This is a genomic window from Bacillus sp. 7_6_55CFAA_CT2, from assembly GCF_000238655.1.
Taxonomy (GTDB): domain Bacteria; phylum Bacillota; class Bacilli; order Bacillales; family Bacillaceae_G; genus Bacillus_A; species Bacillus_A cereus.
Map to the genome: position 1 here is coordinate 98,490 of NZ_JH414714.1, position 13,560 is coordinate 112,049.

The window sequence follows — 13,560 nt, forward strand, 5'->3', positions numbered from 1 at the left end:
AAACGATGAGTGATTCATCGTTTTTTTATTTGGTACAAGAAAATAAGAGGAAGAGAGGAATACGTAAGCGACGTTTATACTCTTCTTCATCTTGAAAATAGGTTGGATTTGGTGTAGCTTCTTTTAATGATGTAATGGTAAATCCGGCTTGCTGTAATAATGTAAAATAATCTTCCGTTGTACGATGATATTTAATAACTTCTTGGTCAATCCATGGTTCAACCCGTTTGCCTAGTTTAAAGTAATCATCGACGAGCCAACTCGTTCTTTTACCACTTGTTTGTAAGCTTTCAAACGAAGAAGTAATAACGGGATGTTGAACGCTAAAGGTAAAGGTGCCATTTGTTTTTAAAGTTTGAAACACATTTTGAAAAATGGTATCAAGATGTTCAATATAATGTAAGGCGAGTCTAGATGTTACTAAATCAAAAGTGGAAGAGGGGTAGGTATAATCTTTGAGGTTTAAAAAATGAACAGTTCCATTTTTATTTTCTAGTTGTTTTTTAGCTTTTTCATACATAAGTTCGGAGCCTTCAATGCCGGTGTAAGAGTAGCATCCCTTTTCTAATAATTCCGCGCCAAACTTAGCATCACCACAGCCTAAATCGAGAATTTGTTTTCCTCGTACATGACCAATGAGCTGAAAGAATATTGGTTTTTCAATGGATTCATTTGGGCTATTTTCTCGGTATCTTCGTTTCATATATTGTTCGAAAAATGCTGTGTTATTGTATACATCAGATTCTGTAAATGCCATGTTTGAAACCTCCCGAAATATTTTTTTAATTCTATCAAATATGAAAAGTAAATAATAGATTTATTGTAATGAATCATATATAATCTAAAATTGTAAGCGGTTACTTTAAACTATTTTTCTATAATAAATTCTGAAAACGTGTTAAGCTAGTAGAGGGATTATTAGAACTATTAAGACAATAATCCGCTTACATGAACGATGGGAGGCTTCACGATGTCTAGTAAAACACTTGCGAAATTTTTAGAAGAAAATTTAGAGGATTTAAAATCAAAGGGGCTTTATAACGTAATTGATCCGCTTGAGAGTTCAAATGGACCGATCATTACAATTGGCGGAAAAGAATATATTAACTTATCTTCAAACAACTATCTTGGATTAGCAACAGATAGTCGTTTGCAAGAAGCAGCAATTGGTGCTATTCATAAGTACGGTGTTGGAGCAGGGGCTGTTCGTACAATTAACGGTACTTTAGATTTGCATATTAAGTTAGAAGAAACAATTGCAAAGTTTAAACATACAGAAGCAGCAATTGCTTATCAATCAGGATTTAACTGTAATATGGCAGCGATTTCAGCCGTTATGGATAAAAATGATGCAATTCTTTCAGACGAATTAAACCATGCTTCTATTATTGATGGTAGTCGTCTATCAAAAGCAAAAATTATTGTTTATAAACATTCGGATATGGAAGATTTACGCCAAAAAGCAATTGCGGCGAAAGAATCAGGTCTTTACAATAAATTAATGGTAATTACAGACGGTGTCTTTTCAATGGATGGAGATGTTGCAAAACTACCAGAAATTGTTGAGATTGCAGAAGAGTTAGATTTAATGACATACGTAGATGATGCACACGGTTCAGGTGTACTTGGAAAAGGTGCAGGAACTGTAAAGCACTTCGGTCTTTCTGATAAAGTTGATTTCCAAATTGGTACATTATCAAAAGCAATTGGGGTAATTGGTGGATATGTAGCAGGGAAACAAAATTTAATTGACTGGTTAAAAGTTCGTTCACGTCCATTCTTATTCTCTACAGCATTAACACCAGCTGATGCAGCAGCTTGCATGAGATCAATTGAAATCTTAATGGAAAGCACAGAGTTACACGATCGCTTATGGGAAAATGGCCGCTACTTGAAACAAGGATTAAAAGAACTTGGCTTTAACATTGGGGAAAGTGAAACGCCAATTACACCTTGTATCATTGGGGACGAAGTATTAACACAAGAATTTAGTAAACGTCTAAATGAAGAAGGTGTATACGCAAAATCTATCGTGTTCCCAACTGTAGCAAAAGGAACAGGGCGCGTTCGTAATATGCCTACAGCAGCTCATACGAAAGAAATGTTAGATGAAGCAATTCTTAAGTATGAAAAAGTAGGAAAAGAAATGGGCATCATTTAAGTAACGACATCTTTTGAATAGCTTGCAAATGAGGAGTGGGGAAAATGAAAAAAATTCTAGTAACCGGTTCTTTAGGGCAAATTGGTTCTGAACTAGTAATGAAACTTCGTGATGTATACGGCGCATCAAATGTTATTGCAACAGATATTCGTGAAACAGATAGTGAAGTAGTAACGTCTGGTCCATTTGAAACGTTAGATGTAACAGATGGACAAAAACTACATGATATCGCAAAGCGTAATGAAGTAGATACAATTATTCATTTAGCAGCTTTACTTTCAGCAACAGCAGAAAAAAATCCGTTATTCGCATGGAACTTAAATATGGGCGGACTTGTAAATGCATTAGAAGCAGCTCGTGAATTAAACTGTAAGTTCTTCACGCCAAGTTCTATCGGTGCATTCGGTCCATCGACGCCAAAAGATAATACACCGCAAGATACAATTCAGCGTCCTACTACGATGTATGGGGTAAACAAAGTGGCAGGAGAATTACTATGTGATTATTATCATCAAAAATTTGGCGTAGATACGCGCGGTGTCCGTTTCCCAGGTTTAATTTCTTACGTAGCTCCTCCAGGAGGCGGAACGACTGATTATGCAGTTGAAATTTATTATGAGGCGATTAAAAAAGGTGCATACACCTCATACATTGCTGAAGGAACGTACATGGACATGATGTATATGCCTGATGCTTTACAAGCGATCATTTCATTAATGGAAGCTGATCCAAGTAAGCTAGTGCATAGAAATGCATTTAACATTACAGCAATGAGCTTCGAGCCAGAGCAAATTGCAGCGTCAATTCGTAAACACATTCCGACGTTTACAATGGATTATGCAGTAGATTCAGCTCGTCAAACAATCGCTGATAGCTGGCCAAACTCTATTGACGCAACTGCAGCAATGAAAGAGTGGGGCTTTAAAGCAGAATACGATTTAGACAAAATGACAACTGACATGCTGGCTAAGTTAAAAAAAAGCTCACAGCTGAGTTAGTGATGAATTAATAGGAAGAGTCGATTCTTAGGAATCGGCTCTTCATTATTTTTGGGAGGAGAGAAGTCTTATGCAAAGAGTTGATGTCGTATACGCACTAATACATGACGAAGAAACAGATAAAATATTAATGGTACATAATGTAGAACAAAACGTTTGGTCATTGCCAGGTGGGGCTGTGGAAAAAGGTGAAATATTAGAGGAAGCACTAATAAGAGAAGTGAAAGAAGAGACAGGTTTAACCGCCTTGGCTGGGGGGCTTGTTGCGATCAATGAAAAATTCTTTGAAGAATCAGGGAATCATGCACTATTTTTTACATTCCGAGCGAATGTAGTAAAAGGGGAACTTATTGCGGAAGATGAAGGTGAAATTTCTGCAATAGAGTGGGTAGATCGAACAATTGCGAATGAGCGTTTCCCATACTATGACGGAGGATTTGAATCTTTATTAGAAGTAGCCATTCCATACAAGTTTCAACCAGAAACAAAGTAATTGAACGAAAAAACAGGAGCCACAAGGCTCCTATTTTCTATTCAATCGTCTTCAGTAATAGTTTTTTCAGCAATGGTTTAATCTTCAATCGTAAATCTTCAGCATGATTTGCAACTAAGAAGTGATGGTTATAAATGTTTTTCATCAATTGATAAGTTGCTTCTTTCGCTTCGCCTTCTTCGATGAAGATACCGATTACTTCCATACCACTTTTACGCGCGAGTTTAACAGCTTCATGCGTATCTAAAATTCCGTCTTGTTGATAGTCTAGCGCAGAAGGCTCACCGTCTGTGAAGACTAGTAAGAATTTATGTTTCTCAGGTCTTTTGGCAAGTTTTTCAGAAACGATACGAATAATATATCCGTCGCGGTTATCTTCTTCTTCACGAAGTTGCATAATTTCTGGACCAACGTTTGGCAACGTTGAGTTTTTATAATTTACAACTTCATGGATAACGTTCGGCTTATCTTCAGGTTTAGCGCTAGAGGCATCTTCCCAAAATCCGCTAATAGCGTGCGGGATTTTTAAAGACTTTAAAGCTTCATGGAATAGTACAACACTCTTCTTCGTTTCTTCCATTTTGTTATACATAGAACCAGAACAGTCAACTAATAGTTGGAATGCAACATCGAGTTCTTGTGACTCTTGTCCTTTTTTATAAAACATACGCGGTTGTTTTTCGGTATAAATACGAAGGAATTTCTTACGAAGTCTTCCGTAATATTTATCACTATTCGCATTCGTTTTATTTTCAATTGTTTTTTCGATAATTTTCTTTAATTCTTTTACATCTTTATTGACGACTGATTTGATAGCTTGGTAATCTTTTTTCTCATCTGAGTTTGGTTTGCGAGCTTCTTTAAATGTATGAGAAGCACCTACATTATACTTACCGTATGCACCGTCGTGCTGGCTAGAAGCGTGTGAAGCCCTTGCTTCTTCTGTATCAGCGCCATCAAAGTTGGATTGTGTACTTTTTTGTGAGGTACCTTGTACAGAACCAAGTGCTTGGTCGCCATCTTCTGATTCACGGGCAGTATCACCCATCATATTAGTTTTTGTTCCGCTTTCTAATTCAAAGCGTAAAAAGTTCTCGTTTTCGTTATTTTTATTTTCACGATGCCATGTGGAGAAACTTTCATCCATTTTGTTTTTATTTTCATCGTCATCTATAAGCTGCGTATCATCATTTGCTAAATCTTCGACGCGACAGTTCTTTTCGTCTGCAAGGACAGATAAGTAAAGTGGAGCATGTCCGAAATAGTTGTTAAGCATATCGCTTTCAAGAAGCGCCTCTAAGCGATAGCGAATTTTCTCAACGATATACATAATATCTTCTGTATTACGTGCTTGGAATGTTTCATGTAAAATCGCTTCAATTTGCTCAAAATATTCATTATTAAACATTTCGTATTTATCGCTAGTTAATGAAAGATAGCATAGGCAAAATAGACGATCACCGTGATAATTACGAACACGGTTTATTTCATTTTGAGAGCCGAAATAATTGCGGTACATTTCTTTTCGACGTTTAAAAACATGCTTCGTGCCAGGACGTAAGTTCTTTACGATTTCCTCAACGCGTAAATCTTCTAATAGAACAAATAATTGTGTTAAAAACTTTTTTAGGGGCGATTCTTGCAATTCAATCGCATAAGAACGAATTAAAGTCATGTCCGAGTAATGTTTATTACCAAGTGCTTTTAAGAACACTTCGCTTTTTAATCCGATTACTGTATCTTCTTCTTTTCGATCATCCCAAAAGTGACTAATGACAACTTTCTTTTCAATTTCGTCGTAGTATGCTTTATAGCCATATTCAAGATAGGCATTGTCTTCTTTTAGAAGGGCATACATTAAGTTTTCCATTTGTAGAAACAGCGACGCATCAATTTTTTTGTCACTAAAAATTTGTCTCATAAATTATCCCTCAAAGAAATAACTTTCTGCTAATTCACGGACAGTCATTTGTTCTGTTTCATCATTAAGTTTTGCAATTATGCTTCGTTCAATCGCTCGCATAACAGGAATATATACACCTAAATCACATGCGTCGATAATACCACGAATACTTGCTGCTTCTTCACTTACACGTCCATCGCGAGCTAAAGGCATAAGGTCGCTTGCAAATGCAACAAACTTTTCAATTGTTGCAACATCATTTAATTTTGATTCTGCTAATAATAGTTCTTTTAATGTATCACCTTGAATGTAAGGAACTTCAATAATAACGAAACGGTTTTTTAACGCTTCATTTAGTTCACTTGTTCCAACGTAACCTTCGTTAATCGCAGCAATTACACGGTATTCGTCATCACCGTATACAACCTCTTGTGTAAATGGGTTTGTAATCATTTTACGGTAATCTAATGCGCCGTGAAGAAGTGGTAACGTTTCAGGTTTTGCCATATTGATTTCGTCAATATATAGGAAGTGACCGTTCTTCATTGCTTTCATAAGAGGACCGTTAACGAATGAAACTTCAGATGCACCATCTTTCGTTTGTAGTGTGTTGTATCCTAAAATACCCTCTACATCTAAGTCGACAGAGCAGTTAATGCTATGCATTGGTTTTTGGAATAGAGAAGAAAGAGTTTCCGCTAGTACTGTTTTACCACTACCAGTCGGTCCTTTTAATAGAATATTCTTGCCAAGAAGAAGTGCTGTAATCGCATCTTCAATAATGCTATTATCAGACGCTTTATATATTTTCGTTCCGATTAAATGTGCATTTTCACCAGCTTCTTGCTTATTCTTTTCATGAATCGTAGAAAGCTGTTGTTTTAAATCATCATGTATATGAAATTGTTCTAACATGTATTTCCCACCTAACATTATTTTCATAAAGTAATACATCTTATGATAACTTGTTTTAATATGGTATGCAAAGAAAAGGAAGGAGGATAAAGGGAAAAGAAAAAGCAATCAAGATGAAGTTGATTGCCTACAGTAAAGGAGAAATGAGCCTCATGAAAGACTCCAATATGCGTTTTTTTATACTTCTTTTTTGGAAAGAGTTCCATTTAATTTCAGTTGAATGTTTAAAATCTTCTTCAAAATCACGTTTAATGTCGTGAACTGTTTTTGATTCATAAAGCACGCTAATAATTTCGTAATTCAATTCAAAGCTACGTACATCCATGTTCGCTGTTCCAATAGTTGCAATTGTATCATCAACGAGTACAATTTTTGCATGCATAAAACCATCTTTATAACTGTAAATAGAAGCACCAGCTTTTAAAAGCGGAGTGAAATAGGATTGAGATGCTTGATCACTAATGATGCTATCACTTTTACCTGGATATAAAATCCGTACATCTATTCCGGCAATTGCACTTAAGCGTAATAATGTTAAAGTTTCTTGATCTGGAATAAAGTAGGGTGTAGCGATCCAAATGGATTTTTTTGCAGAGCCCATAACAGCTAATAATGTATTACGAATACTTTTATCATCGGAGCTTGGTCCGCTTGCTACGATTTGAACAGCACCTTCTGCATTTGAAATCTCTTTACCTGGGAAGTATTGTCTATTCATAAATTGATCCCAGGAATAAGTATTTAAACCACTAGAGGCATAGAGCCAGTCTTCTAGAAAGATTGCTTGTAATTTATATAATGCTTTTCCTTCTATTTTTAAATGACTATCACGCCAAACAGGAAATTTCTTGGAACGGCCAAGATATTCATCACCGACATTGAGTCCTCCGGTAAAACCAATTTTTCCATCTACAATAACAATTTTTCGATGGTTACGATAATTGACAGTTTCAAGTAACCAAGCTGAAAAAATAGGGTCAAATTCTACAATTTCAATCCCAGCTTCTTTCATAGGTTGCAAAAATCGTCGTCGTAACGTATTACTTCCAAGGCCATCATAAAGGAAGCGTACAATAACACCATCTTTTGCTTTTTGTATTAAAGCATCTCGAACTTTTGTACCAATTTCATCAGATTTATAAATGTAGTATTGAATATGTATATGATGCTTTGCCTGCTCTATAGCTCGCAAAATTTCTGAAAATGTTTGATCTCCGTTTGTTAAAAGTTTTGTAGTTGTTTTATCTGCGGCAGGACCACCTCCAAATTTTTGTATGACTTCTGTTAAATGTATGGAACGTTCATTTAGTGGGACTGTGAGTAATAACTCTAGTCTTCTTCCTTCTAATATTTCACGGAATAATTTTCTTTGTTCTTCTGAACGATGGAGATGTTTTTTTCTTCTCCAGCGGCTGCGTCCGAAAATAGCGTATAAAAGCACACCTATAATAGGAAGAAGTGCTAATACTAAAAACCATGCTAACGTACTTTGTGGAGATCTATTTTCTATAAAAATAACGAATGAAATTCCGACGATTGTGATGGACCATAGAGCACCGACAAATGTATATAACGAAATATACGATGTATTTAATAGGAACAGAACGATAGATACGATTGTAAATATTAATAGTAATTGAACGATAGGCTTTTTCATTTCTATATAATTCCCCTAATCTTTTTTCAATATAGACTTCTTAAATAGAAGATGTAATATGACATCTTTATTATAAGGTGTTTTGCTTTTTTTACAAAATATAGACATATCACCTATACTTTCCGCATTTGTCCTACATACAGTGTACTATCCCATTTTTTATCTCACTCTTAACGCATATGAAAATGAAAAAATCGAAAAGGAGCGGAGAAACATGAATTATATAGAAAACAATGGATTGTACTATCGGAATCATCATCATGGAGGACACAATCATGGTGGGCACAATCATAACGGTGGACATCATCACCATGGAGGACACAATCACTATGATCACCATCATCATCACGGAGGCGGATGGGGCTGGGGTGGTGGTAGTTCATGGGGAGGCGGATTTTTCCCTGGAAGCTTTGCAGGAGGAGTGTTAGGCGGACTGACAGCTGGTGCATTAACAGGTGCAACAAGTGGAGGATATTATCCGGCTCCATATCCAGTAGCTTATCCATCACCATACCCTGTAACGTATCCAATGCCATACCCAGGTTATCAGCAAATACCATATTCGTATTAAATTAAAAAAGAGGCTATCCTCTTTTTTAGTTTAATACAGTATTTATTTATAAAATAATTCCAAAGTTAAGGTAGAAATATGTTAATATTTTGTTATTGTAATTCAAAACATACACATTAATGTAGATTTTCATATTATTATTCGTGAATAGTTATGTAGTATGATCTAATTTCTATTTCGTTATTAAAAACAAAGAGATCAGATATGAGTGGTATTAGTTGGAAACAAGGCTTGCATAGAGCTACTTAAAAGGATTGCGGTATAATAAGGCGCGAAGTAATTAGAGATATGGGAAGCTACCAGTTATAATTGAAACGGTATAATATTGCTTTTTATTACAAATAATATTATGTTATTTTAATCGGTTTATTTAAAAAGATAATTTATGTAAAGGGCTAGTATTAGAAAATGAAATATCTCTATTTCTATGAAGAGAAACAGGTTGTGTTTTAGTCAGATAGAAGCAAGGAGAGATGCGCATGCTAGAACAGAGAGGTCATGCATTATATGACTCTTCGTTGCGAGATTTAAAGTTAGCATTAGATGAGTCTTCAATTGTTGCAATTACAGATCGAAAAGGTCTTATTACATATGTAAATGATAAATTTTGTGAAATCTCTAAATACAAAAGAGAAGAATTAATTGGAAAAGATCACCGTATTTTAAATTCAGGTCATCATCCGAAAACCTTTTTTCAAAACTTATGGAAACGTATTTTGAATGGGAAAGTATGGACAGGTGAGATTCGGAATCGAGCAAAAGATGGTACATATTATTGGGTCAAAACAACAATTGTTCCATTTTTAAATGAAAAAGGAGAGCCTTACCAGTTTATCGCAATACGAAATGATATTAGTAGTAGAAAAGAAGCGGAACAGAGGTTGCGGCTAAGTGAAAGTCGTTATAGGGAACTTGCCTATCATGATGCTTTAACGAGTTTGCCGAACCGTTTGCAATTAATAACGACCGTTAATAAATTGATTGCAGATAAAAAAGAATTTGGTATGATTTACTTTGATTTGGACCGTTTTAAATTAGTAAATGATACGTTAGGTCATATGATAGGGGACTTACTTTTAAGCGAAGTCGCTTCAAGGTTGCATTATGTACTAGGAGAGAAAGATGTTCTGGCTAGGCTAGGTGGCGACGAATTTGTGCTGTTAACAAAAAATCATAGACAAGATGATATGAGGCAGTTAGCGACATCTGTGTTGTCATGTTTCCAGGCACCATTTATTCTTGAAGGCCATGAAGTATATATTTCAGCTAGTCTAGGACTTTGTTCTTATCCACAAGACGGACAAGACGTGGAAACATTATTGAAAAACTCCGACTTAGCTATGTATAGTGCAAAAGAACAGGGGAGAAATGCTGCATGTTTCTTTACAGATGAGCTACGCGCGAAAATAAATCGTAGAATGAAAGTTGAGTTTGCTTTGCAAAAGGCAATTCGTGATGAAGAGTTAGATGTAGTATTGCAGCCTATTATTGATTTGAAAACGAAGAGATATTCTGGTATAGAAGCTCTAGTACGCTGTATGACAGAAGACGGACCTATTTCACCAAACGAATTTATCCCGGTAGCTGAAGAGTCTGGACTTATTATAAAGCTAGGAGACTGGGTATTAGAAAAATCGTGCCGATTGTTTAAAACATTGCCCAATTATCAAGAAGGACTAAAGTTATCAGTGAATTTATCTATACAACAATTAATGCAGAAACGTTTTATTTTCTCTGTACGTAGCATTTTAAAGAGAACTGGTTTTCCTCCGAACCGTTTAATATTAGAAATAACGGAAAGCATAGCAGTCCGCCATTTTGATTATATTATTGCTACATTACAAGAATTAAGAAATATGGGTGTTTTAATTGCTTTGGATGATTTCGGAACTGGCTATTCTTCCTTATATTATTTAAAACAACTACCACTGGATATTGTAAAAATTGATCGTAATTTTATTCGTGAATTTCATTATGATCACGCACAACCAGAACGAACGATTGTAAAATCCGTTATTGAAATTGCTCATAGTTTAAATTTAGCAGTAGTTGCTGAAGGAGTAGAAACAGTAGAGCAAGAGAGTTTGTTACAATCAATGAGCTGTGATTATGTACAGGGATTTTATTATGCGAAACCTTTATCTGTAGGAGAGCTAAAAGAAAAGTTAATTACAGATTTTTAATAAAAAAGAGAAGCCAGCAGCTTCTCTTTATTTAATCCGTTTTTTGTGAGTCTTTCATTAGTACTGGATAAAGAACAAGACCTAATACGAACAATCCAATTCCTAAGAAGAATGTTTTTAAATCAGCAGTTCCCGTTTTGATAACCCAAATAGAGTATACCAACGCTAATGTCGTAATGATTCCATCTTTTACTCGAGATCCGGGCAGTATATCATACGTTTCTCCTGTAATAACTAATTTTAATTGGTACAAGGTAGAAACAAGGTATGGAATTAAATAGGCTAATGTTGCTACGACGATAGCGAAACTATACGCTTCTGAAACAGTACCAGAAATCGTTGAAAATAAGAAAATTTGCGTCATTACATTTGTAATCAATAGTGATTTTGAAGGACTACCTTTTTTATTTGTTTTCCCGAAAAACTTAGGGAAAAGTCCATTTTTTGCTGCCTGGTAAGGTACTTCTGAACTAACAACAATCCAGCCAACTGTAGATCCAAATAAAGATATAAGAGCGAGTAAGGCCATTATATATGCACCTTTATTTCCAATTGCTAAATTTAATGCATCTACTAACGGTTTTTGAGACTCCTTTAAAGCATCTTGCGGAAGAGCTCCCATTGTAAGTAAAGTAATTGACATGTAAATAAGAAGAGCGATAATTAATCCGAAAATCGTAGCTTTTTTTACATCGCGCTGTGATTTTGCACGGTTAGAAAGCATAACCGCTGATTCAATACCGATAAATGCCCAGAGTGTTGCAATAGCAGCTGAATTGATTTGGCCACCTAACGAGATAGATTGTCCTGCTTCATTCATAAAGGTTTGACCGTCTCCGAAATTAGAAGCATTGAAAATGAATAATGTAATTACAATAAACATTGTAAATCCGATAATTTTTGCAATAGTAGCAAGTAGATTCATATTTCCAGCTCGATCAATATTTTGAGAAAGAATATATTGAATTCCCCATAGCATAAGGCTACATACAAGGAAAGTTAACCCTTTTCCGAGTTCTAGTGAAAATCCGTTTATTGAAAAAAGAATTTGCTTACTTTGTAAAACTGGAAAGAATGTTGATAAATATCCAGCAAAGGAAATAATAACAGATGCTGTTGCAGCCCAGTTAGCAGCCCAATATCCCCATGCCATACTATATCCTGCAACTTTACCAGCTTTTTTTGAAGGAAACATCGCTTGAGCATAGCTTTGTGGTCCAGCTTTTAATTCTGGTTTACGAATCGCTAAATTTCCAAATACAAGTGCAATCATAAATACGCCAAGGCCTGTAATACTCCATGCGAGTGTAGAACCCATTGGACCTGATACTTGTGCTAAATTTGCTGGAAGCATAAATACGCCACCGCCAACCATATTCCCGATAACAAATGCTGTTAAAACCCATAATCCCCATTTTTTCGTTTCCATTTTTGTTAACTCCTTTGTAGTAAGTTTTGCTTAAACATCATTTTTTACTAGCCTTTTGACAATAAAAAAAGAGCCATGTAGATAAAAAAATACCTACATGGCTCTTTTGCCAAAGCGTAGGTACAACGGGAATAACCCTTGTACCTACGCGTAATTTTTCCGCTAGGTTTCAAGGGTTACGTATGATGATGATGTTTTTGTGCAAATGTAACTACAGTTGTTGTATAAGTAAGCATAGTTCTTTGCTCCCTTTCTCCTCTGATTTTGAAGTTAGTATACTACATGTTTTTTTGAATGAAAAGAAAAATATAAAAATTTTTATAAAAATACGTTTTAAAGATTAAATATTTACCTATATTTTTCTTGTACTGGAAAATAAGTGAGAGATTGGCAGAAGAGTGAAGCATGTTATAATACATATAGAATTAGAAGGTGACAAGGGGCTATTGTAGATGATGAGTAAGTATGAACAAATTTATACAGAAATCAGTAAATCTATTGATAATAAACAATTAAAAGAGGGATGCAAAATCCCATCAGAAACAGAATTAATGAAGCAGTATGAGGCAAGCCGAGGCACGGTGAGAAAAGCTGTAGATTTACTGCAAGAGCGTGGATATGTGCAAAAAATTCATGGAAAAGGTGTTTTTGTTTTAAAGCGAAAAAATATTGAATTTAATTTTGGTGGTATTGTAAGTTTCCAAGAAGAAAATGAACGTTTAGGACGTCATTGTATTACAGATGTCGTAGAAATGGAGAAAATTGAAGCGACGAAAGACGTAGCAAAGTTATTAAACGTGAAAGAAAAAACAGTGATTGACCATATTAAACGTGTACGAAATATTGATGGAGAAAAAGTAATTTTAGATATAAATCATTTTGTATCTGAGTTTGTTCCAGGATTAACGAAAGAAATTGCAACTGCATCGATTTATAAATACATCGAGAAAGAGCTTGGGCTACATATTAGTTATTCGCAGAGGGTAATTGAAGTACAGCCATGTACAGAGGATGACAGAAAGTATTTAGATTTAAATGGAACAGACTATGTTGTCGTTGTGAAAAACTTTACACATTTGTATGATGGAAGTCAGTTTGAATATACAGAATCACGCCACCGTTTAGATATTTTTCACTTTTCGGATGTGGCACGCAGGAAGTAAAGAGGTGGAACAAAATATTGTTTCATCTCTTTTTTTTATAAAAAAAACACAAACTCGTATATACGAGTGTTGACTAACTTATATATA

The 13,560-nt window shown here is 35.2% G+C and carries 10 protein-coding genes and 1 pseudogene; 6 read left to right on the plus strand and 5 right to left on the minus strand.

The window, feature by feature from the left end; genetic code table 11:
* Positions 1-25: 25 nt before the first annotated feature.
* Entirely contained in the window at positions 26-757 is a 732-nt protein-coding gene (locus HMPREF1014_RS26160) for a class I SAM-dependent DNA methyltransferase (protein ID WP_000885966.1), read from the minus strand.
* A gap of 213 nt (positions 758-970) precedes the next feature.
* Between HMPREF1014_RS26160 and HMPREF1014_RS26165 the strand changes: the two genes are divergently transcribed.
* The 3 genes and pseudogenes from HMPREF1014_RS26165 (at position 971) to HMPREF1014_RS26175 (ending at position 3,652) form a co-directional block, all read left to right on the plus strand.
* On the plus strand, positions 971-2,161 hold the full coding sequence (locus HMPREF1014_RS26165; RefSeq protein WP_000095905.1) for a glycine C-acetyltransferase: 1,191 nt from the start codon (positions 971-973) through the stop codon (positions 2,159-2,161).
* A 44-nt stretch (positions 2,162-2,205) separates the two neighbouring features.
* A pseudogene (locus HMPREF1014_RS26170) lies at positions 2,206-3,170 on the plus strand (L-threonine 3-dehydrogenase).
* 59 nt (positions 3,171-3,229) lie between these two features.
* Positions 3,230-3,652, plus strand: a complete 423-nt coding sequence (locus HMPREF1014_RS26175) for an NUDIX hydrolase (protein WP_001189940.1) — start codon at positions 3,230-3,232, stop codon at positions 3,650-3,652.
* Between the two features lie 37 nt (positions 3,653-3,689).
* On the opposite strand, the gene HMPREF1014_RS26180 is transcribed toward HMPREF1014_RS26175, so the two are convergent.
* From HMPREF1014_RS26180 to HMPREF1014_RS26190, 3 genes are all read right to left on the minus strand, one after another.
* The gene (locus tag HMPREF1014_RS26180) at positions 3,690-5,573 is read right to left on the minus strand and encodes a vWA domain-containing protein (protein WP_001248881.1); all 1,884 of its coding nucleotides are present in this window, start codon (positions 5,571-5,573) and stop codon (positions 3,690-3,692) included.
* A 3-nt stretch (positions 5,574-5,576) separates the two neighbouring features.
* Positions 5,577-6,470 carry an ATP-binding protein gene (locus HMPREF1014_RS26185; RefSeq protein WP_000892985.1) on the minus strand — a complete coding sequence of 298 codons (894 nt, stop codon included), beginning with the start codon at positions 6,468-6,470 and terminating at the stop codon, positions 5,577-5,579.
* 127 nt (positions 6,471-6,597) lie between these two features.
* Positions 6,598-8,127: a cardiolipin synthase gene (locus HMPREF1014_RS26190; protein WP_000743031.1), complete on the minus strand. Its 1,530-nt coding sequence runs from the start codon at positions 8,125-8,127 to the stop codon at positions 6,598-6,600.
* 214 nt (positions 8,128-8,341) lie between these two features.
* Between HMPREF1014_RS26190 and HMPREF1014_RS26195 the strand changes: the two genes are divergently transcribed.
* Together HMPREF1014_RS26195 and HMPREF1014_RS26200 are read left to right on the plus strand one after the other, a co-directional pair.
* Positions 8,342-8,698: a hypothetical protein gene (locus HMPREF1014_RS26195; protein ID WP_001106406.1), complete on the plus strand. Its 357-nt coding sequence runs from the start codon at positions 8,342-8,344 to the stop codon at positions 8,696-8,698.
* A 479-nt stretch (positions 8,699-9,177) separates the two neighbouring features.
* Positions 9,178-10,881, plus strand: coding sequence for a putative bifunctional diguanylate cyclase/phosphodiesterase (locus HMPREF1014_RS26200; protein ID WP_000893350.1), 1,704 nt, complete (start codon positions 9,178-9,180; stop codon positions 10,879-10,881).
* A gap of 31 nt (positions 10,882-10,912) precedes the next feature.
* On the opposite strand, the gene HMPREF1014_RS26205 is transcribed toward HMPREF1014_RS26200, so the two are convergent.
* Positions 10,913-12,310 (minus strand): amino acid permease, encoded by a 1,398-nt coding sequence (locus tag HMPREF1014_RS26205; RefSeq protein WP_000448450.1) that lies wholly within the window; start codon positions 12,308-12,310, stop codon positions 10,913-10,915.
* Between the two features lie 452 nt (positions 12,311-12,762).
* On the opposite strand from HMPREF1014_RS26205, the gene treR reads away from it, so the two are divergent.
* Positions 12,763-13,473, plus strand: a complete 711-nt coding sequence (gene treR, locus HMPREF1014_RS26210) for a trehalose operon repressor (protein ID WP_000987235.1) — start codon at positions 12,763-12,765, stop codon at positions 13,471-13,473.
* Positions 13,474-13,560 lie beyond the last annotated feature (87 nt).

Coding starts and splice junctions, on each gene's coding strand:
- HMPREF1014_RS26160 (WP_000885966.1), bottom strand. CDS start 757: ATGGCATTTACAGAATCTGATGTATACAATAACACAGCATTTTTCGAA.
- treR (WP_000987235.1), top strand. CDS start 12,763: ATGATGAGTAAGTATGAACAAATTTATACAGAAATCAGTAAATCTATT.
- HMPREF1014_RS26190 (WP_000743031.1), bottom strand. CDS start 8,127: ATGAAAAAGCCTATCGTTCAATTACTATTAATATTTACAATCGTATCT.
- HMPREF1014_RS26200 (WP_000893350.1), top strand. CDS start 9,178: ATGCTAGAACAGAGAGGTCATGCATTATATGACTCTTCGTTGCGAGAT.
- HMPREF1014_RS26165 (WP_000095905.1), top strand. CDS start 971: ATGTCTAGTAAAACACTTGCGAAATTTTTAGAAGAAAATTTAGAGGAT.
- HMPREF1014_RS26175 (WP_001189940.1), top strand. CDS start 3,230: ATGCAAAGAGTTGATGTCGTATACGCACTAATACATGACGAAGAAACA.
- HMPREF1014_RS26180 (WP_001248881.1), bottom strand. CDS start 5,573: ATGAGACAAATTTTTAGTGACAAAAAAATTGATGCGTCGCTGTTTCTA.
- HMPREF1014_RS26185 (WP_000892985.1), bottom strand. CDS start 6,470: ATGTTAGAACAATTTCATATACATGATGATTTAAAACAACAGCTTTCT.
- HMPREF1014_RS26205 (WP_000448450.1), bottom strand. CDS start 12,310: ATGGAAACGAAAAAATGGGGATTATGGGTTTTAACAGCATTTGTTATC.
- HMPREF1014_RS26195 (WP_001106406.1), top strand. CDS start 8,342: ATGAATTATATAGAAAACAATGGATTGTACTATCGGAATCATCATCAT.